Source organism: Sphingomonas rustica, from assembly GCF_039652585.1.
GTDB lineage: Bacteria > Pseudomonadota > Alphaproteobacteria > Sphingomonadales > Sphingomonadaceae > Sphingomonas > Sphingomonas rustica.
In genome coordinates this window covers 74,387-99,087 of record NZ_JBDIZK010000005.1, presented here as the reverse complement: position 1 = coordinate 99,087, position 24,701 = coordinate 74,387, and the positions used below count along the sequence as shown (strand labels likewise).

The 24,701-nt window shown below is 67.2% G+C and carries 18 protein-coding genes; 7 read left to right on the top strand and 11 right to left on the bottom strand.

The genetic code is table 11. From position 1 onward, the window contains the following. Window positions 1-10: 10 nt before the first annotated feature. Window positions 11-2,671: a TonB-dependent receptor plug domain-containing protein gene (locus tag TPR58_RS09805; RefSeq protein ID WP_346246464.1), complete on the bottom strand. Its 2,661-nt coding sequence runs from the start codon at window positions 2,669-2,671 to the stop codon at window positions 11-13. A 139-nt stretch (window positions 2,672-2,810) separates the two neighbouring features. Here TPR58_RS09805 and TPR58_RS09800 point away from each other — a divergent pair, with 139 nt between their 5' ends. Next, window positions 2,811-3,263 carry a MarR family winged helix-turn-helix transcriptional regulator gene (locus TPR58_RS09800; protein WP_346246463.1) on the top strand — a complete coding sequence of 151 codons (453 nt, stop codon included), beginning with the start codon at window positions 2,811-2,813 and terminating at the stop codon, window positions 3,261-3,263. On the opposite strand, the gene TPR58_RS09795 is transcribed toward TPR58_RS09800, so the two are convergent. From TPR58_RS09795 to TPR58_RS09775, 5 genes are all read right to left on the bottom strand, one after another. After that, complete coding sequence (locus TPR58_RS09795; protein WP_346246462.1) at window positions 3,260-4,123, bottom strand: amidohydrolase family protein; 864 nt, start codon at window positions 4,121-4,123, stop codon at window positions 3,260-3,262. The two genes, TPR58_RS09800 and TPR58_RS09795, sit on opposite strands and share 4 nt — an antisense overlap. 10 nt (window positions 4,124-4,133) lie before the next feature. Next, window positions 4,134-6,221: an acetate--CoA ligase family protein gene (locus TPR58_RS09790; protein ID WP_346246461.1), complete on the bottom strand. Its 2,088-nt coding sequence runs from the start codon at window positions 6,219-6,221 to the stop codon at window positions 4,134-4,136. Window positions 6,222-6,344: 123 nt separating this feature from the next. Then, window positions 6,345-7,181: a p-hydroxycinnamoyl CoA hydratase/lyase gene (locus TPR58_RS09785; RefSeq protein ID WP_346246460.1), complete on the bottom strand. Its 837-nt coding sequence runs from the start codon at window positions 7,179-7,181 to the stop codon at window positions 6,345-6,347. A gap of 79 nt (window positions 7,182-7,260) precedes the next feature. After that, window positions 7,261-8,688, bottom strand: a complete 1,428-nt coding sequence (locus tag TPR58_RS09780; protein WP_346246459.1) for an aldehyde dehydrogenase — start codon at window positions 8,686-8,688, stop codon at window positions 7,261-7,263. Window positions 8,689-8,756: 68 nt separating this feature from the next. Next, complete coding sequence (locus TPR58_RS09775) at window positions 8,757-10,124, bottom strand: MmgE/PrpD family protein (protein ID WP_346246458.1); 1,368 nt, start codon at window positions 10,122-10,124, stop codon at window positions 8,757-8,759. A 56-nt stretch (window positions 10,125-10,180) separates the two neighbouring features. On the opposite strand from TPR58_RS09775, the gene TPR58_RS09770 reads away from it, so the two are divergent. Then, on the top strand, window positions 10,181-11,449 hold the full coding sequence (locus tag TPR58_RS09770; protein ID WP_346246457.1) for an alpha/beta hydrolase family protein: 1,269 nt from the start codon (window positions 10,181-10,183) through the stop codon (window positions 11,447-11,449). A 10-nt stretch (window positions 11,450-11,459) separates the two neighbouring features. Here TPR58_RS09770 and TPR58_RS09765 read toward each other — a convergent pair whose 3' ends face one another. Both TPR58_RS09765 and TPR58_RS09760 read right to left on the bottom strand, forming a co-directional pair. Then, entirely contained in the window at window positions 11,460-12,434 is a 975-nt protein-coding gene (locus TPR58_RS09765; RefSeq protein WP_346246456.1) for an alpha/beta hydrolase, read from the bottom strand. Between the two features lie 62 nt (window positions 12,435-12,496). Continuing rightward, the gene (locus tag TPR58_RS09760) at window positions 12,497-13,489 is read right to left on the bottom strand and encodes a LacI family DNA-binding transcriptional regulator (protein WP_346246455.1); all 993 of its coding nucleotides are present in this window, start codon (window positions 13,487-13,489) and stop codon (window positions 12,497-12,499) included. A gap of 92 nt (window positions 13,490-13,581) precedes the next feature. Here TPR58_RS09760 and TPR58_RS09755 point away from each other — a divergent pair, with 92 nt between their 5' ends. Genes TPR58_RS09755 through TPR58_RS09735 form a run of 5 tightly spaced genes read left to right on the top strand, consistent with a single transcriptional unit; the run spans window position 13,582 to window position 21,134 of the window. Continuing rightward, window positions 13,582-14,763: a cytochrome P450 gene (locus tag TPR58_RS09755; RefSeq protein ID WP_346246454.1), complete on the top strand. Its 1,182-nt coding sequence runs from the start codon at window positions 13,582-13,584 to the stop codon at window positions 14,761-14,763. Then, window positions 14,760-15,881, top strand: a complete 1,122-nt coding sequence (locus TPR58_RS09750; protein WP_346246453.1) for a CapA family protein — start codon at window positions 14,760-14,762, stop codon at window positions 15,879-15,881. Before TPR58_RS09755 ends, TPR58_RS09750 begins: the two co-directional genes overlap by 4 nt. Continuing rightward, a complete protein-coding gene (locus TPR58_RS09745) occupies window positions 15,878-16,912 on the top strand; it encodes a hypothetical protein (protein ID WP_346246452.1) in 1,035 nt (344 codons plus the stop codon). The genes TPR58_RS09750 and TPR58_RS09745 overlap by 4 nt, the downstream gene beginning before the upstream one ends. 56 nt (window positions 16,913-16,968) lie before the next feature. Then, window positions 16,969-19,611 (top strand): TonB-dependent receptor, encoded by a 2,643-nt coding sequence (locus tag TPR58_RS09740; RefSeq protein WP_346246451.1) that lies wholly within the window; start codon window positions 16,969-16,971, stop codon window positions 19,609-19,611. Then, window positions 19,611-21,134: a tannase/feruloyl esterase family alpha/beta hydrolase gene (locus TPR58_RS09735; RefSeq protein ID WP_346246450.1), complete on the top strand. Its 1,524-nt coding sequence runs from the start codon at window positions 19,611-19,613 to the stop codon at window positions 21,132-21,134. Before TPR58_RS09740 ends, TPR58_RS09735 begins: the two co-directional genes overlap by 1 nt. Here TPR58_RS09735 and TPR58_RS09730 read toward each other — a convergent pair. Genes TPR58_RS09730 through TPR58_RS09720 form a run of 3 tightly spaced genes read right to left on the bottom strand, consistent with a single transcriptional unit; the run spans window position 21,106 to window position 24,643 of the window. Then, window positions 21,106-21,882, bottom strand: a complete 777-nt coding sequence (locus tag TPR58_RS09730; RefSeq protein ID WP_346246449.1) for an OmpA family protein — start codon at window positions 21,880-21,882, stop codon at window positions 21,106-21,108. The genes TPR58_RS09735 and TPR58_RS09730 overlap by 29 nt on opposite strands. Next, the gene (locus TPR58_RS09725) at window positions 21,879-23,375 is read right to left on the bottom strand and encodes a hypothetical protein (protein WP_346246448.1); all 1,497 of its coding nucleotides are present in this window, start codon (window positions 23,373-23,375) and stop codon (window positions 21,879-21,881) included. The genes TPR58_RS09730 and TPR58_RS09725 overlap by 4 nt, the downstream gene beginning before the upstream one ends. Then, entirely contained in the window at window positions 23,372-24,643 is a 1,272-nt protein-coding gene (locus tag TPR58_RS09720) for an MFS transporter (protein ID WP_346246447.1), read from the bottom strand. The genes TPR58_RS09725 and TPR58_RS09720 overlap by 4 nt, the downstream gene beginning before the upstream one ends. Between the last annotated feature and the right edge of the window lie 58 nt (window positions 24,644-24,701).

The following is a 24,701-nucleotide window of genomic DNA, read 5'->3' as shown; positions in this document are numbered from 1 at the left end:
CCGCCCGGGCTCAGAACGACTTGCGCAAGTCCAGCGCGACGAAGCGACCGATCGGCGACGCGTTCTGGCCGTCCCATGCCTGGGTGCCGTTGATCACGTCGGGCGGATCGCGATCGAACAGGTTCTGCGCGCTCAGCGTGATCCGGAGACCGTTGAGCGCGCCCTGGTCCGGGAATTTATAGCCGATCGACGCATCGAAGGTGTTGTAGGCCCGGACCTGCTGGTTCGGGGTGATCAGGTTGTTGGTGTAGTCGCCGACGTGATTCCAGAACAGGTTGGTCGACCAGCGCCCGTCGCTCCAGCCGAGATTGCCGCGGATGCGGGTGTCCACGGGGAAGTTGATCAGGTTCAGCGCATTTCGGAACGGCACGCCCGGTGCCGACGACCGCTCGGCATTCAGGATCTGGGTCAGGTAGAAGCCGACATTGAAGGCGCCGATGCCGGTGTCGATCCGCTGGTCGAGCTGGATGTCGATGCCGTCCTGATGCAGTTCGCCGATATTGTCGCGCCGGCCGTCGACGATCAGCAGCATGTTCGCGGCAGGCTCACGCACATTTTCCAGATTGGGCGAGTTCAGCAGCGCCTCCACCTGCGCCACGGTCGGATTGCGAATGACATAGTCGCTGTACAGTCCGTCGCTGCTCAGGATCGTGGCCGCGGCCAGCGCGTCGATCAGGTTTGAATATTTGATGTTGTAGTAGGTGACCGAGGCGCTGAACCCCGACAGGAAGCCGGGCTTGAAGTCGGCGCCGACCGACCAGGTCTTGGCGGTCTCCGGGCTGAGGTCGTTGCGACCGCCATTCATGAAGATGCCGCGCTTCGTGACGCCGTTGTCGACCAGGTTCTGGATGAAGACGTTGAAGATCGCGTCGGAGGAGTCGATCAGCGACGGTGCGCGGAACGAGGTGCCCCAGCTGCCGCGCAGGCGCAGGCTGTCGATCGGCGTCCAGGTGATGCCGATCTTGGGATTGAAGGTGTCTCCGAAGTCCGAATATTCCTCGTACCGGCCGGCGAGCTGGACGGTCAGCTCCTGGAACCCGCCGGTCGCGTTGGCCGAGCTGAACAGGGGGATATTGAGTTCGCCGAACACCGCCTTGTTGTTGCGCGACTTGGTGCGCTGGCGATCGAGGATCAGGTCGTTGGCGAGGTTCTTGAGCGTCGAGTAGATCGTGTATTCCAGCTCGTTCTCATGATATTCGGCGCCGATCGCGACCCGCACGTCGCCGCCGCCGATGCCGAACAGCGGACCGTCGATCTTGGCGACGAAGTCGCGCCCGTCATTGACCGTGAAGCTGTCGCGATAACCGGCGATGCTGGCCAGGACCGCCGGATTGTTGTTGGCGACGGCGCCGTTGCCGAACGGGTTGAACGCAGTCGCCGGATTGCTGTCGGCAAGTGCGCGCGGAAGCGTCAGCGTGTTGAGCAGATCGTCGGTCTTCGCGCGGCCGCGATTGCGGTTGAGCGCGGCATAGGCATTGAGCTGCCACGCGCCGCCCAGGTCGTAGCGCAGGCCCAGCGTATTCTGCCAGCCGATGTCGTGGCCCGACCAGGTCGCGTCGCGCTGCGCATCGATGAAGCGATATTCGACCGTGACATTGGCGGCAGCCGGATTGGTCGCGTGAACGAAGAAGGGGTTGCTGCGCGGAACGGTGAGGTTCGAGCCTGGCGGCTGGACATCCTCGGTAAAGGTGCGTCGGCTGTAGAAGCCTTCATAGGTCAGCGTCAGTCGATCGGTGACCTCCTGAAACGCGCTGGCGAAGACCGAATGGCGTTCCTGTTCCGGAAGCAGGTCCCCCCACAGCCCCTGGTCGAAATGATTGGGGGTGCCCGCCACCAGTTGCCCGGCGGTCAGTCCGCGCCCGTCGCCATTGGGGAGGGGATAGCGGGTATTGCCGATCAGGATGTTGCCGGGTGCCGACTGGGTCGATCGCTGGTCGGTGCCGCCGATGCTGCGAAGGTCGGCGGAGGTGAAATCGCGATCGATAGCCCGCAAATTGCTGCGGAAATAATAGTCATAGGCGGCCAGGAAGCCGCCGCTGCCCCATTTGCGGCTGAACAGGGCGGACCCCTGCATCTGGTCGAGACCGTCGGCCCCGCCGTAGCGCAGCTGGACCTCGGCTCCATTGAAGGGGCGGCGGGTGATCATGTTGACCACGCCGGCGACTGCGTCGGCACCATAGATTGCCGACGCGCCGTCGGGGACGATCTCCAGCCGCTCGAGTGCGATTGCCGGGATCATCGCCGGGTCGGCCAGCGCTCGGATCGTGCCGTTCGGCGCCAGTCGACGACCGTTCAACAGCAGCAAGGTCGCTTCGTTCGACAGGCCGCGAAGGTTGATGCCCGAGGTGCGGGTGCGATTGGCCGCGGCGTCCTGAGCGCCCCCGCGCCGGCTTTCGTCCGCGCCGATATTGACCACCTGCGGAAGCGTGCGCGCGATCTCGGTCGATGTCGCCGCGCCGCTGCGCAGGATGTCCTCGCGATCCAGCTGTACCGAAGGTGATGCCGGCGGAGCGACTCCGCGAATACTGGTGCCGGTAACGACGATCTCGTCGTCGCCTTGCGGTGCCGCCTGCTCCTCGCTCTGCGTCGGTGCGGTCTGGGCGTAAGCCGTCCCCGCATGCACGAGCGATATCAATGCGACCCCGGCCCACAGGCCTGATGACGTGCGCATGCCCTTGTCCCTCTCCCATATACGGCCGCTTCGCGACTCGAATTGATATGAACATAGACAGTATGTAACGTCAACGATATTGGTTCAGACCTAAGGGGAGATTGACGAGAGACGGCAAAACGTGTCTTCGCTGTGTCCCATGTCCCGAGAGAATGAGGTCGGCGCCCTTGGCCCGCTGATCGGCTATCACCTCCGTCGCGCCTCGGGCGCTTTCGCCAGCGACTTTGCCGCGGCGGTCGATGGTACCGGCATGCGCCAGGTCCTGATCGGCATTCTCGCGGTGGTCGAGGGGACCCCGGGCATCAACCAGGGCGCGGTCGGTCGTGTTCTGGGGATCAAGCGTGCGAACATGGTGTCGCTGATCAATGAGGTGGTCGATGCCGGGCTGATCGGTCGCGAGGTCGATGCCTCCGACCGTCGCGCCTTCTCGCTCACGATCACCGAGGCCGGCCGCGCGATGCTCGCCGAATGCCTGGCGCGGATCGAGGCGCATGAACGCAGGATGCTGGCGGGGTTCACCCCTGCGGAAAAGGCGACGTTGCTCGACCTGCTGGGCCGGATCGAGCGCCGGGTCGCCCCCGACTTCGTCTAGAGGCCCAGCACGCGCGCCGCGTTGCCCTTGAGAATACGTTCGCGCAATTCGGGCTTGAATCCGGCCTCGTCATAGGCGGCGATCCACCGCTCGGGCGGGATCAGCGGAAAGTCGGATCCGAACAGGAATTTATGACCCAGCTGCGTGTTCGCATAGCGGATGATCTGCGGCGGAAAATATCTGGGGCTCCAGCCGGACAGGTCGATGAACATGTTCGGCTTGTGCAGCGCCATCGACAGCGATTCATCGGTCCAGGGCCAGCCGGGATGCGCGAGCACGATCTTCATGTTCGGAAAATCGACCGCGACGTCGTCGACCAGGATCGGTTGACCATATTTCAGGCGGATGCCGCCGCCTGCGGGCATGCCGGTTCCCATGCCCGAATGGCCGGTGTGGAAGATGGCGGGAAGGCCGTAGTGATCGATCACCTCGTAGAGCGGCCAGGCCATCCGGTCGCCCGGATCGAAATCCTGAAGCGGGGGATGGAACTTGAACCCCTTCACCCCGTAATTCTCGATCAGGTCACGGGCCTCGATCGCGGCGCGCTTGCCCTTGTGCGGATCGATCGAGGCGAAGGCGATCATGATGTCGCTATTGGCGGCGGCCGCTTCGGCGATCTCCTCGTTGCGGATCCGCTTGATGCCCGTGCCCGCCTCCATGTCGACGGTGAACATGACGAAGCCGATGTTGCGCTCGCGATAATGGGCGATCGTCTCGGGAATTGTCGGCCGCCGTCGATCAGCCTTGAAATAGGTGGTGCTGGCGTCGAGGAACTCACCGAAGATCGGATCCTCCGGGTCGTGGCATGAGACTTCGGCATGGACGTGGATATCGATCGCCGTCAGCTTGCTCACGTCCATCCGACCGCTCCTATTCGGCGAGGATCAGCGCATCGAGTGCGACCACGCCCTTGCCCCTGGGATAGACGACCACCGGGTTCAGGTCGATCTCGCGGATCGCCGGCGTTCCCTGCAGCGCCCGGCCCAGCGCCGCGATCAGCGTCGCGACCGCGTCGATGTCCAGCGCCCCGGATCCGCGATAGCCGTCGAGCAGCGCACCCTGTTTCAGGCTGCGCAGTTCCGCCAGGATCGCGTCGTGCGTCAGATCGACCGGCAACAACCGGACATCGTGCAGCAGCTCCGCGGTCACCCCGCCAAAGCCGACCAGGATGACGGGACCCCAGTCGGGATCGTTGCGCGCGCCCACGATCAACTCGGTCCCGCGCGCGCCCATGCCCTCGATCAGCGCACCGTCGAGCGCGATATCGGCATCATAGGCGGCGACATTCCCGTACAGCCGATCCCAGGCTGTCTCCAGCGCCGCTTCGTCGGCGAGGTTCAGGATGACGCCGCCGGCGTCGCTCTTGTGACTGAGCGCGGCTGCCTGCGCCTTGATCGCCACCGGATAGCCGACCGTCGCCGCGACCGCCCGTGCCTCGTCGATCGTCGCCGCGAACCCGCCCTGGGGAAAGGGAATGCCGAGCGGGGCAAGCAAGGCCTTCGCCCGATATTCGGGAACCACGCCATGCGGCAGGTCGAGCGTCACCGGCGCGCTGTCAGCGCTGGCGAAGTCGCGTTCGGCGAGACGGTTGAGATGCCTGAGCGCCCGGAAGGCGCGATCGGGCGACGAGAAATAGGTGACGCCGATTTCGCGCAGCGCGTCGATATAGGCCGCCGGTACCGGCGCACCGTCGTCGAGGCCCGCGAAGATCACCGGCTTTTCGGGCTTCAGCGCCTTCACCGCATCGATGATCGGGGGGAATTTGCGCGCACTGGTCGCCTCGTCCGTCTGGATGATCCCGAATACGAGCGCGGCGAAATTATCATCGACCAGCAGCGGCTCCATCGTGCGGCGGTACAGGTCGGGGTCGACCAGCGCCTGAGCGGTCAGGTCCATCGGGTTGGAGACGGGAATGAAGTCGGGAATCGCCTCGCGCATCCGTGCTGCCGTGGCACCGTCCATTTCGGGCAGGTCGAGCCCGATCCGCTCGGCCAGGTCCAGCGTCAGCGCCTTGAACGCACCGGATTCGGTCAGCACGGCGGTGCCCCCGCGGCGCACCGGCTTCGACCGCACGACCAGCTCGGTCACGTCGCCCAGCGCCTCGAGGCTGTCGACCAGCACGACGCCGGCCCGCTCGACCTTGGCCTTCATCAACTGCCAGTCGCCGGCCATCGCGCCGGTGTGCGTCGCCGCCGACTCCCGCGCCGCGCTGGACGTGCCGGGGTGAAGCAGGACGATCGTCTTGCCCGCCTGGCGCGCCTGCTCGGCAAGCGCGAGGAAGCGCGCAGGCTTGCGAAACTGCTCGACGATCATCGCGATCGCCGGGGTCGCCGGATCGTTCAGCAGATGCTCGACATAATCCTCGACGCCCGATGCCGCCTCGTTGCCGGTCGAGACCGATACGGTGATGCCCAGGCCCTTCGCCATCAGCGTGGTGCCCAGCACCACCGCCATCGCGCCCGACTGGCTGACGATCCCGACGGCCGGCTTGCCTTCCAGCGGAAGGACCGGCGTCTCGACGAAGGTCAGGGGGATGCCGGCGGCATAGTTCACCATGCCCAGGCAGTTCGGCCCCTCGATCACCATGCCATGTTCGGCGGCAATGCGGGCGACCTCGGCCTGGGCGGCAAGACCCTCGGCACCGCCTTCGGCAAAGCCCGCCGAGAAGATGATCGCCGCGCCGACGCCGCGCCGGGCCAGCGCCTGGACCGCCGGCAACACCGCCGGGCCGGGGATGGCGAGCACCGCCGCGTCCACGCCCTCGGGCAGTTCGTCGATCGACTTGAGGCAGGGGCGCCCGCCGATCTCGTCGCGCTTCGGATTGATCAGGTGGATCGCGCCCGAATAGCCATGGCGCTCCAGATTCTGGAGCACCGAATTGCCGAGTGCGCCTGGGGTCGGCGATGCGCCGACGATCGCGACCGATTTCGGCGAGAGCAGGCGGGACAGGTTGAGCATCGTCGTTCCTAGCCGGGCACCGGCCGGCCTGCGCCATGCGCGGACCGGCCGGGACACCCCGTATCGTTCGTCGTCACGCCGCCGGCGGGAAGCACCGGTACGGCTCGGGCAGGCGAGGGGGCGTCAGCCCTTCACTCGTTCCTTGTCATAGGCGCCGAGACCCGGCTTGTAGCTCTTCTCGTCGATGAACTGGCGGATGCCTTCCTTGCGGCCTTCATTGTCGTAGGAATTGGCCGCTTCCTGCGCGCGGACCAGATAATCCTCGGCATCCTCATAGCTCAGCAGCGACACGCGGCGAACCGCGTCCTTGGTCGCCTTGAGCGCGACCGGGTTCTTCGCGAGCAGCACCTTGGCGACCTCGGTCACCCGGTCCTTGAGCTGGTCAAGCGGCAGCGCCTCGTTGATCAGGCCCCATTCGACGGCCGTCTTGCCGTCGATATTCTCGCCCATCATCGCATGGTACATCGCCTTGCGGAACGGCATCAGCTCGACCGCCACCTTGGTCGCGCCGCCGCCCGGCAGGATGCCCCAGTTGATTTCCGACAGGCCGAACTTGGCGTCCTCGGCCGCAAAGGCCAGGTCGCAGGCGAACAACGGGCCATAGCCGCCGCCGAAGCACCAGCCGTTGACCATCGCGATCGTCGGCTTCTGGTACCAGCGCAGGCGGCGCCACCAGCCATAGCTCTCGCGCTGCGCCTTGCGGGTGCCGCGCAGGCCGTCCGCCTCGGTCTCGCGGAAATATTCCTTCAGGTCCATGCCCGCGGTCCAGGCGCTGCCTTCGCCGGTCAGCACGAGCACGCCGACATCTTCGCGGAACTCGAGCGCGTCGAGCACCTCCATCATGTCGCGGTTGAGCGTCGGGCTCATCGCGTTCCGCTTGTCCGGGCGATTGAACTTCACCCAGGCGATGCCGCCCTCGACATCATAGGCAACGACGCCGTTGCTGCTCAATTCGGTCATTCTTCGGTCCTTGCTAGGCGCGTGTCCGCGCTCGATCGGCGGGATTAGACGGTGATGGGGTCGATTGCCTCGAGGCGGATCAGATCGGGTAGTGGCCAAGTTCGGTCTCGATCGTGACCCAGCGCAGCTCGGTGAAGCTGTCGATGCCCGCGCGACCGCCGAAACGGCCATAGCCCGAGCTCTTGACGCCCCCGAACGGCATCTGCGCCTCGTCATGCACGGTGGGGCCGTTGACGTGGCAGATGCCCGACTTGATCCGTCGCGCGACCTTCAGACCGCGCGCGGTGTCGCGAGTGAAGACCGAGGCCGACAGGCCATATTCGGTGTCGTTGGCGAGTTCGATCGCATTCGCCTCGTCGCGGGCGCGGATCACGCCGACGACCGGGCCGAAGCTCTCGTCGCGGAACAGTTTCATGTCCGGCGTCACCTTGTCGACGACATGGGCGGGCATCAGCACGCCGTTGGCGTCGCCGCCATTGACCTGAACCGCGCCCCTGGCGGTGGCATCGGCGATCAGCGACTTCACATGATCGACCGTCTTCTGGTCGACCACCGCGCCCAGCGGGGTCTTGCCTTCGCGCGGATCGCCGACCGCCATGGTGGCGACCTTCGCCTTGAACTTCTCGACGAACGCATCGGCGACCGAGTCGACGACGATGATCCGCTCGGTCGACATGCAGATCTGGCCCTGGTTCATGAAGGCGCCGAATGCGGCGGCCTTGACCGCCTCGTCCAGATCGGCGTCGTCAAGCACGATCAGCGGCGCCTTGCCGCCCAGTTCGAGCAGCACCGGCTTCAGATGCTCGGCCGCGCGCTTGGCGATGATCCGGCCGACCGCGGTCGATCCGGTGAAGTTGATCCGGCGGACATGCGGATTGTCGATCAGCGCGCCGACGATCTCGCCGGCATCCTCGGGCGCGTTGGTGACGATGCTGACGCTGCCCTCGGGCAGGCCGGCCTCGGCAAAGGCTTCGGCGATCAGCGAATGGGTCCGCGGGCACTGTTCGCTTGCCTTCAGCACCACGGTGTTTCCGCACGCCAGAGGCACCGCGACCGCACGCACGCCCAGGATGATCGGCGCGTTCCACGGGGCGATGCCCAGCATCACGCCGACTGGCTCGCGCAGCGCCATCGCGATGCAGCCCGGCTTGTCCGACGGGATCACCTCGCCGCCGATCTGGGTGGTGAGGGCAGCCGCCTCGCGGACCATGCCGACCGCCAGCATCAGGTTGAACCGCGCCCAGCCTTCGGTCGCGCCGATCTCACCCATCATCGCGTCGACGAACTGGTCGGCCTTGGCGGCGAGCGCGTCGGCTGCCTTGTTGAGCAGGGCGCGGCGGGCGTTCGGGCCCATCGCCGACCAGATCGGGAAGGCGGCGGCGGCGGCGGCGACCGCCGCATCGGCATCGTCGATGCCTGCCGCGTTCGCGGTGGTTGCGATCTCGCCGGTGACGGGGTTCAGCCGGGTGAAGGTTCTGCCGGTTGCCGGCGGTGCGATGGTAGCCATGAGCGCCTCTCCTTTATTGTTATGCGATATAACCTAAACCGGGGCGATGCAAGCCGGTCGTTCGCACATCAGCCTAACAGCCCCGCGGTCGACGCGTCGGGCGAAAAGCTCAGGATCCGGTTCGCCAGCCGCTCCGCATCGACCGCGGCCAGCGGCGTTGCCGCATAGGCTGCGCAATCGACGAACTTGGATATCAGGTCCGAGTCGGAGATGGCCCGATCCGGATGGCCGGCCGCCTGGGGGACGTCGCACCGACGCGTCGTTCCGTCGCGCAGCAGCACGGTCAGCGATCCGCTCGCAGCCTGGGCGCGGCCCCAGTCGGGATTGCGCCGCTCGACCACCTTCTGGGCCAGGGCGCGGGTCCTGTCGTCCCCGATCCGCGTGGGGAGGAAGGTCGCAAGCGTCACCTCGCCGTCGAGCAGGGCGGCGGCAACCGTGTAGGGAATGCTGAACTTGGCCTCGATCGGGCGGGCAGGGGCGGCTTTCGTCGGCTGCGGCCGGATCAGCATCTCCTGAATCGGGCCGGTCTCGGCTTCGATTGCGACGATGTCCGCCAGGTCGAGTTCGCCGCGCAACGCCAGGGCCGCCTCGATATAGGGATGGGTTCCACGGCAGGCGGGCCAGGGCTTGATGCTGACATCGTCCCCCAGGAAGCGCTTGCCCAGATCGGCGAGCACTATGTCCCGAGGCGGTCCGCCGCCATAGACCGCGAAGAATCCCGCCTTGCCCTCCAGCGGCTCGGAAAAGGCACGCGCGCCGGCCCGTGCCAGCAACGCCGCCTCGACCGCCGCCCGCGCCACCAGTGCCTCGCGGACGCCGCGCATGGGGGATGTCGCGTCATATTTGATCTCGCTGGGGAAGCTGCCCTGGAGCAGCGCCAGGCCCATGGCATTGCGAACGCCGTCGGCATCCAGCCCGATCAGTTTCGCGCAGGCGGCGGCTCCCGCGATCAGATTGACCAGCGGCGGCGGATACCAGCCGCCGTCCTCATAAGCGCGTGCGGGGGCGATCGACAATCTGCAGGCCAGGTCGCTGCCCGCGGCCATCGCGGTCAGCACGGTGCCGAAGTCGAGTCGCGGATCGGCGTCGGCCAGCGCCATCAGGGCGGGCACCAGCGCCGCATTGGGGTGCGCGGGGCCGGCGTCGAACGTGTCGCCAAAGTCCAGCGCATGGGCGAGGGCGCCGTTGGCCAGCGCCGCGAGCGAGGGGGATGTCCGCCGGTCGAAGCCCAGCATCCGGGACGGCCCCGTTTCCGCCATCGCGCGTTGGCGATACGGGGCGGCGTCTTCGCCCAGCCCGGTCGCGCCCAGCATCACGCCGACAGCGTCGAGCAGCGCGCGGCGCGTCGAACGAACCGTCGCCGGCGGCAGGTCGGACAGGGTCAGCGACGCGAAATGATCGCCGATCGTCTGCGAGATTGCTTTATCACAAAACATTCTATGCAACCGCTTTCATCGGCACTATCCGGATTGCAAGCAAAAAGGAGAGGGTGATGCGTCGCAAGCTTGGTCTGGCACTCACGATGCTGGCAGTGGCATGGCCCCAGAGCGGGACGATCGGCCAGACGCGACAGGACGCGAACCTGCTTCCCGGCGGCGCGCATTGGGCTGCCGAGGTGCCGCCCGACTGGAACGGCACGCTGCTGCTCTACAGCCGTGGCTATTCGCCCAATGTCGGCTCGCCCGAGGCTGCGCCGCGCCAGCATCGCCAGGCACTGCTCGATGCGGGCTATGCGCTGGCCGGTTCGGACTATGGCAGCGGCGGCTGGGCGATCGAGGAAGCCGTCCCGGCTCAGCGCGCCACGATCGCTGCCTTCGCGGCCAGATATGGCAAGCCGAAGCGGGTGATCGCCTGGGGATCGTCGATGGGGGGACTGGTGTCCACCGCCCTGGCCGAGCAGCGGGGGAGCGGCATCGACGGCGCGGCGCCGATGTGCGCCTCGATCGGCGGTTCTCTGGGCATGATGAACATGGCGCTCGACGGTGCCTATGCGTTTCGCACGCTCGTCGCGCCCGATGCCGGTATCCGCCTGGTCGACATCGACGACGACCGCGCCAACGGCAAGCGGGTTGGCGATGCGCTGACGGAAGCGCTGAAGACGCCTCGGGGCCGCGCCAGGGTAACCCTGGCCGGGGTGCTTGCCGGCATTCCCGGCTGGACCAGTCGCGACAGGCCGGAACCCGCCGCCGACGCGTATCGCGCCCAGGCCGACGAGATCGCCCGCGCCTTCGTGATGGGCGTCTATCTGCCCCGGGTCGATCAGGAGAAGCGCGCCGGAGGTGCCTTTTCCTGGAACACCGGGATCGATTACCGCGCGCAGCTGGCGCGGTCCGGGCGCCGCGATCTGGTCGAGGCGCTGTATCGCGAGGCGGGGCTGAAGCTGGACGCCGACCTTGCGCGCCTCAATGGCGGTCAGCGCATCGCCGCCAGGCCGCAGGCGGTCGATTATATGCGGGCGCATTACACGCCGAACGCGCGGCCGCTGGTGCCGCTGCTCGCCGTGCAGACGATCGGCGACGGGATGACCGCGCCAGCGATGCAGCGCGGCTATGCCGAGGCGGCGCGAAGCGACCGGGTCAGGAGCCTGTACGTCCGCGCTGCGGGGCATTGCACCTTCGACACGCTGACCGTGCTGGCGACGGTCCGGTATCTCGACCGGCGGATCGCCAGTGGTACATGGGGGCGGGCTCCCGATGCGTTCGTGCCGCACAGGCCCGCCCCGATGCTTCGCGCGTGCTGGCGCGGCGGCAAGTGCCGCTAACGCCGTCCGGTCAGAAGCCTTTTCGCTCGAGCTTCCACTTCGGGCTGGTGCAAAGACCGCAATCGGCGCCGGTAAAGGTCCGTGCCGCCCGGGCGTCGCCGCGCAATTGCCATTCCAGCCAATCGACGGTGAACTTCGCCACCTCGCCGCCATTGGGCTCGCGGAACGTGCCGCCATGGCCGACATCGCCATCGACCAGCATGACCGGGACATGGTCGATCTTCGCGAAATCGTCGGTGCCGTTGGGCCAGGCGACATCGCCCTTGCCGCCCATCACATAGAGGGTGGGCGTGTGGAGCGTTTTCAACAGCGACTTGTCGACTGTCATCCCGCGAATGGGATTCGTGCCGTCGGTGAAGATGCCGCTGTTGTGGACGATGACCGTGCGGATACGCTTGTCGGCGCCGGCCTGGATCGCCTGCAGCCCGCCGCAGCTATGTCCGGCCACCGCGACCTGTGCGGGATCGATCAGCCCCTTGTACGGGCTGCCGGCGCGGCCATTCTCGGCCAGCGCCCAGTCGAGGCCCTGGACCACCTGCTGCCACGTCGTGGCGACCGCGAGGCGCGTGGCGACATTGCCGTCGGTCGGGCGGGGCGGCCGCGTGGCGGCACCGGGGCCGCTGAGGATCTTGCCCGGTGCGATCACCAGATAGCCGTGCGACGCGATCTCGGCGAGGTGAAAGCGAGCGCTGGCGCCGTCGTCGCTGCACCCGCCATTGCCCCAGATGAGGACGCCCAGCTTCCTGCCGCCCAGCCTGGACAGGTCGGCGGGCCGATAGACGACATGGTCCGCCAGCGTCGGATCGACCTGCTTGATTGCGGGATAGGGGCCGGTGCCCGGCGTGTCCGGCAGCTTGTCGGCCGCCGCCCGTGCTTCCGCAGCGGGTTGCGCGCTCGCGTCGACGCCGGGGGCGGCGGGGGCCTCCTGCGCCTGCGCCGTGCCGCCGATCAATGCCAGTGCCAGTGCCGCGATTCCCGTCCGCATGACTCTCTCCCAGGTTTGTTATGCGGTAAAGCTAACCTGGACGGTCGGCGATGCAAGCCCTTTCATGCGCTCTCGCGGGCGATTACCCTGAAGCCGACATCGATCCGGGTTTCGACCTCCTGTCCCGCGGCACGCGAGCGGAGTACCCGCATCACCTCGCGCGCGATCCGCGCGCCATCGACGTCGACCGACGTGATCGTCGGACGCATGTCGCCCGCCATCCGCAGGTTTCCGAATCCGGTGACCGCCAGCTGGTCGGGCACGCGAATGCCGGCCGCCTGCGCCTCGACGATCAGCCCCTGGGCGATCCAGTCCGATCCGCAGACCACGACGTCGGGCCGTTCGGCAAGGTCGCCGAGCGCGCGGTACGACAGGCGCCCCTGGCCGAAATGGCTCGGCACGTTGACGTCAAGCCGGGTCGGTTCGGGGCCGCCGTCATGCATCCACCGGGTGATGAAGCCGCTGGCGCGGCGTTCCGATCGCGTCGATCGCGGCACGACGAGATGCGGGCGGCGATAGCCGCGCTGGCGCAGGAAGCGCGCCATTTCCTCACCGGCGGCACGGTGCGAAAAGCCCACCGCCACATCGATCGGGTCCTCGGGCAGGCCCCAGGTCTCGATCACCGTCACGCCGGCCGATCGCAGCCGTTGCCGCAAGCCTTCGTCCGAGACGATCCCGGTCAGGATGATCGCATCGACGCGCCGGGCGAGCGCCATGTTGATCTCGCGGGCAAGCCGGTGGTTGTCGGGGCCCGTCAGCGCCAGCATCACGCTGTTTCCATCGCTCGCCAGTTCGTCGATCATCGCCTCGACGGTGTCGTTGAAGATCGATTGCGCGATGTCCGGAACCAGCGCCGCGATCATCCTCGACCGACTGCTGGCAAGCGCACCGGCGGCCAGGTTCTGGATATAGCCGGTCGCCTCGATCGCTGCGCGGATGCGGGCGCCGGTCGCCGCGGCGACCACCTCCGGGCTGTTGATGAAGCGCGATACCGTAGCGGCGGAGACTCCGGCCATCGCGGCAACATCGTCGAGTCGTGGATTTCTTGCCGCCATGCACCCCTGCCTTCGCTGCTGGTCCTACTCCACGCTGCGCCAATCGCAAAACGCGCTTGCAAGCGCTTTCATCAGCCTCTAGCATAATTGTTATGACACATGACTTCGACCCGCTGCAGCCCGAGACGTTCGACAGTCCGAACGCCGACTATGCCGAGCTGCGTGCGCGCTGCCCTGTCGCGCACAGCGATGCTTGGGGCGGCTTCTGGGCGTTGATGAAGCATGACGATGTCAGTGCCGCAGCCGCGGATTGGCAGACCTACATCACCTCGCAGCAGAATGTCGTTCCCAAGGTGGCGTTTACCGGACGGCGGCCCCCGCTGCACCTCGATCCGCCCGAGCACACGCCCTATCGCCGCGCGCTGGCGCCGCTGCTGACCGAACGCAAGGTCGCCCGGCTCGAGCCTGTCGTCCGCGACATCTGCCGCGGCCTGCTGTCGAAGATGCGCGACGCCGGCGGCGGGGACGTGGTGGCGGACTATTCGGCGCATATGCCGATCGCGGTCTTCGCCAACTGGATGAACCTGCCGCCCGAGGCGGTGGAGGAGCTCACCCGGGTGGGCCAGCGCTACAATATCGCGGTCCAGTCCAACGATATCGATTCGACCAAGGAGTCGAGCCTGGTGCTGTACGACATGGCGCGCGCCATCGTCGCCGACCGCAAGGCGACCCCGATGCCGGTGGACGAGGATGCCACCAGCGCGCTGCTCGCGGTTCGCGTCGATGGCGAGCCGTTGCCGGAGGAACTGATCGTCGGCACGATCCGCCAGGTGCTGGTGGTCGGGATCATCGCGCCCAGCGTGATGATCGGATCGATCGCCGTCCATCTGGGCCGCGACCGCGCGCTGCAGGATCGGCTGCGTGCCGACCCCGCGCTGATCCCGGCCGCGATCGAGGAGTTCATGCGGCTGTATACGCCGTATCGCGGCTTCGCCCGCACCGCGGTGTGCGACGTGACGATCCGCGGGCGGACGATCCCCGCCGGCGAGCCGATCGCGCTCGTCTATGCCTCGGCCAATCGCGACGCCGATGTCTTCGAATCGCCCGATGAGTTTCGGCTCGATCGCCCGAACATGAAGGACTCGATCGCCTTCGGACGCGGCCCGCACATGTGCGTGGGCGCGGCGCTCGCTCGCCTGGAATTGCAGGTCGCACTCAAGGAACTGCTGGCGATCGCGCCGGGCTTCGCCTTGGCCGGCGAACCCAGGCCGACCCGCTTCCCCGAGATCGGCGCGCTGTCGGTGCCGGTGGCGTTCGAGGGGGTTTCGGCGTGAGCCATATCTTCCTGGCTGCCGGCGATCTGGCGCCCGATCGCGACAATTATGACGAGAGCTACGACGCCACGCGCGATGTGCTGCGCGGGGCCGACATTGCCTTCGCCCAGCTGGAAACCAGCTTTGCCGAGCGCGGGGTGCGGCTGCCCCAGGCACGGCATGCGGTGCTGGCGCGGCCCGAGGGTGCCGATGCGCTCGCACGTGCCGGGTTCGATGTCATCTCGATGGCGGGCAATCATGTCCTCGACTGGGGCAACGACGCCTTTTTCGAGACGAAGGCGAACCTGGAGCGTGCCGGCCTGAAGGTCGTCGGGGCAGGCGCCAACATCGTAGAGGCGCGCCGTCCGGTCCATGTGACCCTGGGCGACGGCACCCGTGTCGCGATCCTGGCCTATTCGAGCATCCTGCCGCACAGCTACTGGGCGGACGAGCGCCGTCCCGGATGTGCGCCGATGCGTGCGCACACGCTGTACGAGCAGATCGAGCACGACCAGCCCGGCACGCCTGCGCGCATCCACACCTATCCGCACCGCGAGGACCTGTCGGCGATGGAAGCCGATATCCGCGCCGCCAAGGCCGACGCCGATCTCGTGTTCGTCTCGCTCCACTGGGGCATCCATTTCGTGCGCGCGACCATCGCCGATTATCAGCGCGACGTTGCGCGCGCGGCGATCGCCGCGGGCGCCGACGCGATCCTGGGCGGCCATGCGCATATCCTGAAGGGATGCGAACTGATCGACGGCAAGCCGGTCTTCTATTCGCTGTGCAATTTCGCCACCGATCTGCGGATGGATCCGGCGCATGCGGCGTCGAAGAGCTTCAACGAGATCCGCGTCCTCGCGGAGGAGTGGGAGCCCGATTTCGATAGCCTCTACAATTTCCCCAAGACCTCGCGCCTGTCGATGGTCGCGCGGATCGAGATTGAGGCGGGGCGGATCGTCCGGTCGGGTTTCCTGCCGCTCTATATCGACCGCGACGCCATCCCGCGCTTCGTCGAGCCGGGCAGCGAGCGGCATGCCGAGGTGGTCGACTATATGACCGCGATCACCCGCGAGGCCGGTCTCAATGCGCGCTATCGCGTCGGTGAGGACATGGTCGAACTGGAGACGGCGGCATGAACGCCAGGGCATCCGGCTTTCCTCTGGAAGGCTATGTCTTCCTGTACCTTCTGGCCTATCTGCCGAACGTCATCGTCACCAAGCTGGTGACCAGCATGCCGCATCCGGGGCTGGGGCGTCCGCTTACGGGTCTCGAAACGCTGCCGGCCTCGCTGATCATCAGCCTGGTGCTGACCTATCTCTTCATCTGGTGGTCCGGCTGGCACCGCGACGCGCACGGCGTGATGGTGCTCGGCCGGCGGATCCCGGTGCCGACCCGCTATACCTTGCTGTCCGGGATCGGCACGGCGCTGGTGCTGTTCACCGTGCCGCTGTCCTTCACCTTCGAGGGCGTCAGCATCCCGTTCATCCAGCTGCTGATGCGCGGCGACATCCTGCTGATCGCGCCGATCGTCGACTTGGCCTTCGGGCGCAGGGTGCGCTGGTGGAGCTGGGCGGCGCTGGCAATGGTGGCGCTTGCGATGCTGATCACGCTCAGCGATCGCGGCGGCTTCTACCTGCCGCCGCTCGCGATCCTGACGGTCGTGCTCTACACCATCGGTTACTTCATCCGCCTCGCGGTAATGACCAAGGTCTCGAAGAGCGGTGACCCCGCATCGGTCCGCCAGTATTTCGTCGAGGAGAAGATCTTCGCGCTGCCGCTGTCGGTGGCAATCCTCGCGGCGATCTCCGCATCCGGCATCGGCTCGCAATCGGGCGCGCTCGGCTGGGGCTTCATCCAGGTCTGGACCGACCCGGTGATCCTCCCGCTGCTGGGGATCGGCATCACGCTGACGATCGTGTCGGTGTTCGCGATCATCATCCTGCTCGATCCGCGCGAGAACGCCTATTGCGTCCCGCTAGAGCGCGCGGCGAGCCTGATTGCGGGCGTGGGCGGCGCGCTGATCCTCGCCTGGGTCTGGGGGCTCCCGCATCCGCGTCCGGCCGAGTTGATCGGCGCGGGAATCCTGATCGGCGCGATCGTCCTGCTGTCGCTCGCACCGCGCTTTCTCGACCGCCCGGCCCGTGCAGCCCGCGCGGAAACCACCTGAACACAACCATATTCGCCAAACCGCAGAGACATGCGGGGCGCAAAGAGGAGAGGGTTATGAAAACCAATATCGTCCGTCGTTCCGCCGCGTTGCTCGGCCGTACCGCAATTGGCGCGCTGGCGCTCGGCATCGCCATGCCGGCCCTCGCGCAGACCGACGAGCCCGAAGCCCAGACCGTCGAGGAGGAGCCGGGCAATTCGATCGTCGTCACCGGCAGCCGCATCCGCGGCATCGATCCGGTCGGGTCCAGCGTCATCGCGATCGATGCGCAGCAGATCCTCGAAGAGCCGGTCGTGTCGACCAACGACCTGCTTCGCCGCGTACCGCAGGTCGTGTCGCTGGGCGCCAACCGCGCCGGTGGCAGCGCCCAGAACGGCGCCGCCAATGCGACCCGCGGCGCGGGCGTCAACCTGCGCGGCCTCTCCACCAATGCGACCTTGCTGCTGTACGACGGCAAGCGCCTGCCGCCGCAGGGCACGCAGGGGCAGTTCACCGACCCGTCGGTCATCCCCTCGATCGCGCTCGGCCGCGTCGAGGTGGTCGCCGATGGCGCCTCGGCGATCTATGGATCGGACGCGGTCGCCGGCGTGGTCAACCTGATCCTGCGCAAGGATTTCTCCGGCGTCGAGGTGCGCGCCCGCCACGGCATGACCGAAGGCGATTTCCACGAAAGCCAGATCGCCGCGCTTGCCGGGCACAAATGGGACGGCGGCTGGGTGATGGCCGCGGCGGAATATTCGCGGAACAACACGCTGTACGGCGCCGACCTCGATTTCTACCAGCAGGACAATCGCTATCGCGGCGGCCGCGACCTGCGCGTCACCAACTGCAATCCCGGGACCATCACCGCGGGCGGCGGCACCTATGCCATCCCCACCGGCGGCGTCACGAACGCCAATGCCGGCAGCCTGGTGCGCGGGACCAGCAATCGGTGCTTCTACGGCGCGCTCGATCCGGTCATTCCCGAGCAGGAGCGGGTAAGCTTCGTCGGCGCGGCCAGCCACCAGATCACCGACGGCATCCGCATCTTCGCCGACGGCTTCTATTCGCGGCGCAGCGGCTTCGTCACGATCAACCCGACCGTGAACGCGACGGTCACCAACGCCAATCCGTTCTTCGTCAGCCCGATACCGGGCGGCACGTCGGTCTCGGTCGCCTATTCGCTGGTGCCCGAACTCGGCATGCTGGAAGCGCCCTATTACGCCTCCTCGTGGAACGTCTCGGGCGGAATCGAGGCCAGTCTGTTCGGCGATTTCAAGGGTACCGTCTATTACGCCCATGGCCAGTCCGAGGAAGTCGCGGACCGGCGCCGATCGGGCGTGAACGCAGCGGCGCTGACCGCCGCGCTCAACGATCCCAATCCGGCGACCGCGCTCAACCTGTTCGGCGGGGTCAACAACCCGGCGACCCTGGCGCGCATCACCGACAATCTGTTCATCATCACTGGCCGTACGCGCCTCGATGTCGTCAATGCTCAGGTCGACGGGTCGCTGTTCGAACTGCCGGGCGGCAATGTTCGCATCGCGCTCGGCGGCGAGCACCGCGTCGAATATACCTATACCGACCTGATCACCGGCCAGGCGGCGACCCCGGTCAGCCTGTCGAGCGACGGCAGCCGTAACGTCGATGCGGTCTTCGGCGAACTGTTCGTGCCGCTGGTCGGCGCGGCGAACGGGCGTGCTGGCCTGGAACGCCTGTCGGTCAGCCTGGCGCTGCGTCACGAGAATTACAGCGACTTCGGCAGCACGACCAATCCGAAGATTGGCCTGACCTATCAGCCCTGGCAGGGGCTGACGCTGAAGGGGACCTATGGCACGTCCTTCCGCGCGCCGACCTTCACCGAAGTGTCGACCGTCGGCGGCGGCGCCGGTCTGTATTTCGACACGCTGCCTGGCCCGTCGGGCAACCAGATCGGCATCGGCATCGCCGGCGGCAATCCCAACCTGCTGCCCGAAAAGGCGAAGACCTGGTCGTTCACCGTCGAGGCCGCTCCGGTCCAGCTGGAGGGGTTCACCGCCTCGCTCAGCTATTTCCGGATCGACTATACCGACCAGATCCAGGCGCTGCGCGGCACGCCCGGCCTGCTGACCAACCCGCTCTACACCAACTTCGTCCAGTTCAACCCGACTGCGGCGGAGGTTGCCGCGCTGGTCAATTCGGGCTTGCCGATCAACAGCGCGATCGACCAGTCGCAGGTCACCTTCATCGCGGATGGGCGGCGCCAGAATCTCGGCACCTCGCTGCTGCGCGGGCTCGACTTCACCGCCGGTTATCGCTGGACGCTGGGCGGCATCGATTTCGATGCCGGCATCCAGGGCACCTATATCCTCGACTATCTGTTCCGGGCGGTGCCCGGCGCGCCGCTGGCCGATGTGCTCGACACGATCGGCTTCACCCAGAAATTCCGCAGCCAGGCCGACATCGGCGCTCGCGTCGGCGGGTTCAAGACGCGGGTCACCTGGAACCATCTCGCGGGTTATGAGAACACCACGGTCACGCCGCGCCAGCAGATCAGCAATTACGACACGTTCGACCTGCTGGTCGGCTATGACCTGACCCGGAACCTTTCGATTGCCTTCGACGTGCGTAACCTATTCAACGAGAATCCGCCCTTCGTCGACACGACCAACGGCTATGACCCGCAGGCGTCGAACCCGATCCCGCGGATGTTCGCACTCACCGCCAATCTGAAGTTCTGATGCCCGGCCTGATCGCCGCAGCCCTGGCCGGATGCGCCGCCCTGACCGGCGCGCATCCGGGCGAGGTGGTGGTGCGCGCCGCCACCGCGATCGCCCCGCCGCCGGCCTGGCAGGCGCCGGGGCAGGGGCGGGCCTATCCGGGCAGCCCGGTGGGCGTTCCCTTCTGCCGGGTCGAAGGGACGATCGAGGGCACTATCGGCTTCGAACTATGGCTGCCGGCCGACTGGAACGGGCGGCTGCTCGGCGCCGGCGTCGGCGGCGATGCCGGGGTGTTCAACTATAGCGACATGAGCCGCCGGCTGGGCGAGGGCTTCGCGACGGTCACCACCGACAGCGGCCACAAGGCCAGCCAGGCGCGGTGGATGGCCGAGCCCAAGGCGCGCGTCGATTACGAGCATCGCGCGGTCCACCTGACCGCGGTCTCGGCAAAGGCGCTTGCGGGACGTTTCTACGGCCGCGGCGTCGACCGCAGCTATTTCACCGGCTGTTCCGGTGGCGGGCGCCAGGCGCTCAAGGAAATGCAGAATTATCCGGGCGACTATGACGGCGTCATCGCCGGCGCGCCCGGACCCTATATGCCGCTCCAGTCGGTGCGGATGATGTGGTTCTCGCTGCAACAGAAATGGACTCCGGCAGGCGCGCTCAGCGACGCCGACTGGTCGCTCTACGAAGCCCGGGCGACCGCCTCGTGCGATGCCGCGGACGGTGTCCGCGACGGGATCATCGGCAACCCGATGGCCTGCTCGTTCCGCACGGTGGAGCTGCTGTGCAAGCCCGGCCAGACGAGGGACTGCCTGACCGCGCCGAAGCTGGCGATACTCAACACGATCATCGCGCCGATGCGCGACGAGCGCGGCCGGGCGATGGATGGCGGCCTGTTCCCCGGGGTTCGCACCCGTCCGGGGCCGCCGTCGCCGTTGCTGCGCGCGATGTGGGCGGACGGCGTCCATGACGATGCGAACTGGAAAGAGGACAGCTTCCGCCGCACCGCAGACCTTGCCGCGGCCAACCGCGCCATGCCCGAACTGCGCGCCGACAAGGTCGCGATCTCGCCATTCGTGAGGGCGGGGGGCAAGGCGATCCTCTATCAGGGCTGGGCCGACCCCTCGACCAACGCCGGGCCGACGATCGACTATTATGGCGCGCTCGCCCGCGCAAATGGCGGGCTCGACCGGCTGGGTCAGTCCGTTCGGCTGTTCATGGCACCCGGCATGTACCATTGCCGCGGCGGTCCGGGCGCCGACCAGTTCGGCGGGTCCGGCCAGGCGAGCTGGGCGCAGGATCCGTCGCGCGATGTCCTCTGGGCGCTGATCGACTGGGTCGAGCGCGGCCGGGCACCCGAACGGCTGACGGCGACGAAGCTGGTCGAGGGTCGCGAGACGTTCACCCGCACGCTTTGCCCCTATCCGCAGGCTGCGCGCTATGACGGACGCGGGCCGCAGGACAGCGCCGCCTCCTATCGCTGCGTCGCCGATCCGCTGCTGCAGCGATCGCTCAGTCGGAAGTCTCTGGTCGGATCCTGATATCCACGCGGCGTTCGTCGGGTCCTGCAAGACCGTCGAACGCCGCCGGGACCAGCGGGCCGGGCAGCGTGCCGACGATCCTGATCCGCTCCGCGGGAATGCCGCGCAGGATGAGCGCTCGCTGCACGACCTGTGCGCGGGTCCGGGCGAGCGACGCATCCTCCACCAGCCGCTTGCCCGATACCGTCTCGGGCCGGGTCTGAGCCACGCCAGCGATCTCGATCCGCGCCGGCTGGACGTCCAGCGCATAGTTGATCGTCGCGTCGAGATAGTAATCGGCGATCTGATAGGTGACGAAGCTGCCGCGATAGTCGAAGGGAATGGTGAACCTGCCCTCAACATGGGGTTTGTCGGGTCTCTGGCGAGCCTCGTAGAGCGGCCGGACGTTGCGCTCGGGAAGCGCGAACCGGCGGCCCTTATAGCCCTCCGCCTTGATCAGGTGGCGGGTGCACGCGTCTTCCAGCACCGATACGCGGGCAGGCTCGATCACCACCCCACCGCACGGATCGCCGGCATCCCGGGCCACGAACCCTTCGACCAGGATGGCGTGGTTCCAGTCGGGCTTGGTCGGCGCGGCGGTCACGTCGTAGCGGATGCCGCTGGCCGGATCGGTTGCCAGCCAGCATCCCGATTTGCGGCCGGCATCGGTGTCGCGGTACACCGGGCACGTGACGAACCGGACCGCCCGCTCGGTGTCCTGGGCACCGGTCAGCGCGGCCATTCCGGCAAGCAGCGCGGCGCGGATCACAGCGCCCTCATCAGGTTCACCAGGTCCTGCTTCTCCTGCTCGGTGTAGCCGATATTGTAGCGCCGTTCATAATAGTCGATCACGCCGCGCAGATCCTTCGCACTTCCGTTGGAGAAATAGGGCGCGCGGGCAGACAGGCCGCGCATCGTCTGCAGCGTGATCCGCCCGACATCGGCGCATTTGCCCGTCGTCAGCGCAAAGCTCGGATCGCTGGTCAGGATCGTGCGGCCATAATGCGGGTGCGGCTTGCCGGTGCAGGTGATGCGGAACAGCGGCAGGTGCGGCGCGGGATCGGCGAAGGGCTGGTTGGTGGTGCCCAGATCGACCTGCCCGGGCGCCACGTCCATGCCCATATAGGACATGTTGTGGCAGAAGACGCAGCTGTTGCGCACCGGATTGCCGAAGCCGATCGGCGAATTGATCCCGGCACTGTCGCTGATCAGGAAGGTCTTTTCGCGAAAGACGCGCGCGCCCCGGGCGACGGACTCGCGAAAGGCGCGAACCTCCGGCGGCAGCTTCGCCTTCTGCGCCTCGGGCATCTTCTCCCACGCCTCGAACTCGCTCCACACCGGGATGCCGCCGTCGCTGCCCAGGCGCCCGGCTTCCGAGACCTGCAGCATCCTCGGGCCGCCCTTCGCGCCGTCCGCGTCGAGCGCGCCGCCGGTCGCATCGGCCTGCTGAGCCACATAGATGCGCCGCTCGAAGTCGAGGATCCGCTCCATGTCCTGCGCGTCGAGCGTCTTGAGAAACGCCAGATGCGTGCCTGCCGCGTCGCGCATCTGGGCGCGCAGGCTGGGCACCCGCCCGTCCGCCATCAGATTGCCGCTGACCGGCTTGCCCGTTTCCGGATCGACCGGCAGCGGCATCCCCGCCTTGGGATCATAGGCGAAGCCCATCGCCTCGATATATTTGAAGTTCGCCACCGGGCGCGGCCGGCGGAAGACCGAGATCATGCCGGCAGTCTTCAGCCCGTATTTCGGATCGAGATTGCAGGTCGACGGATCGCGGACCACCTCGATGGTGAAGTCTGCCTCGATCGGCTTGCCCATCGGGTCGCGCACGGGCCAGGGGCGGGCGATGCGGATCAGCCCGTGATCGATCAGCAGCGAATGCGACGCGGCATCGGCCTGGGGCAGGCTGGGACAGTTCGATCCGTCGCTGGCGGCGAACAGCGGGTCCTTCGCGCCGTTGCGTTCCCACTGCCGCCGCGCCGAGGCGGCGGACAGGCTCATCGCATCGGCAGGCTGGTGACAGGTGACGCAGGCCCGCCCGTTCGGCCCGATCGCGGTGAAGAAGGGATGATCCTTCGTGTCCATCGGGCCATTGTCGAGCAGCAGGCGCAGCGTGCCATTGGCGTTCGGATAGTCGAGCGAGGCCGGGAAGACCCGCCCTTCGTCGGGATTCCACCAGGGATCCTTTTCCGCCGGCGCCTTGGCGAAGGTGACCGCCGCGAACAGGATGCCTGCCGTCGCCAGCGCTATGCCCCTGATCATTGCGATCCTCCCCTCGCGACCGCGAGCCGCCGCAGGGGCAGCACCAGCAGCGCGCCGATCAGCAGCAGCGCCGCCAGCACATGGACCGGCACCGCGACCGACCCGGTCTGCGCCACCGCCCAGCCGATCGCGACTGGCGCCACGCTGCTGCTCAGATTGCCGCACAGGTTGATCGTCGCGATCGCGCCGGGATTGCGCGCGCCGACGAAGCGCGTCGGGATCGTCCAGAACACCGACTGCGCGCTGCCCAGCCCGAAGCCGCCGATCATCAGCGCGGCCATCGCCAGCGCGCCTTGGTGCGTGACGATCGCTGCCAAGAACAGCGCGACCGCCGCGATCAGCATCGGCCAGGCGAGATGGTGATAGCGCTCGCCGGTCCGGTCCGAATGCCGCGCGTTCAGAATCATCCCTGCGCCGATCGCGATCCAGGGCAGGGCGCTCAGGATGCCGACCTCGAGCGGATCGGTGCGCCCCAGCGTCTTGAGCGCGATCGGCAGCCAGAAGATGATCGCATTGGCGCCAGTGATCAGCACGAACCAGATCGCTGCCGACACCCACAGGATCGGATCCTTCAGCGCGTCGCCAAGCGCGGCGCCCGGCTGGCGCGACGCGGCCAGTTCCGCACCAAGCGTGGCCTCGATCCCGTCGCGTTCGTCGCTCGACAGCCAGCGCGCCTGCGACGGCCGGTCGACGAACCAGAACAGTGCGACGAACCCCGCGACGACGGTCGCCAGGCCCTCGACCGCGAACATCACGCGCCACGACGCGATGTCGCCGGTGTCGAGGGCAAGGAGTGCGCCGCACAGCGGGCCGCCCAGGATCACCGAGATTGGGACGGCCAGCAGCGTGCCGGCGATGGCGCGCGCGCGGTAATGCTGCGGCAGCCACTGGCTGACATACCACACGACGCCCGGAGCGAAGCCGCTTTCGAACAGGCCCAGCAGGAAGCGCAGGATATAGAAGTGAAGCGGCGTCTGGATCGCGGCCATCGCGGTCGCCACGCTGCCCCAGCCGATCACGCTTCCGGCGATCCACCAGCGCGGGCCGATCCGCCGCAGCACCGCCGCGCTGGGCAGCTGGAACAGCAGATATCCGATGAAGAAGATGCCGACTCCGAAGCCATAGGCCTTGGGATCCAGCCCGATATCGGCGTTCATTCGGAGTGCCGCGAAACTCACGTTCACGCGGTCGAGCGAACTCAGGACGATCAGGAAGGCCAGCGGCGCGACGACACGCGCCATGACCTTGCGGTAGGTAGCCGGTTCCAAGCCTCTCTCCTCTTCAAAATGCTATGCGATAGAGCATTTTTATGTCAACGAGATTGTC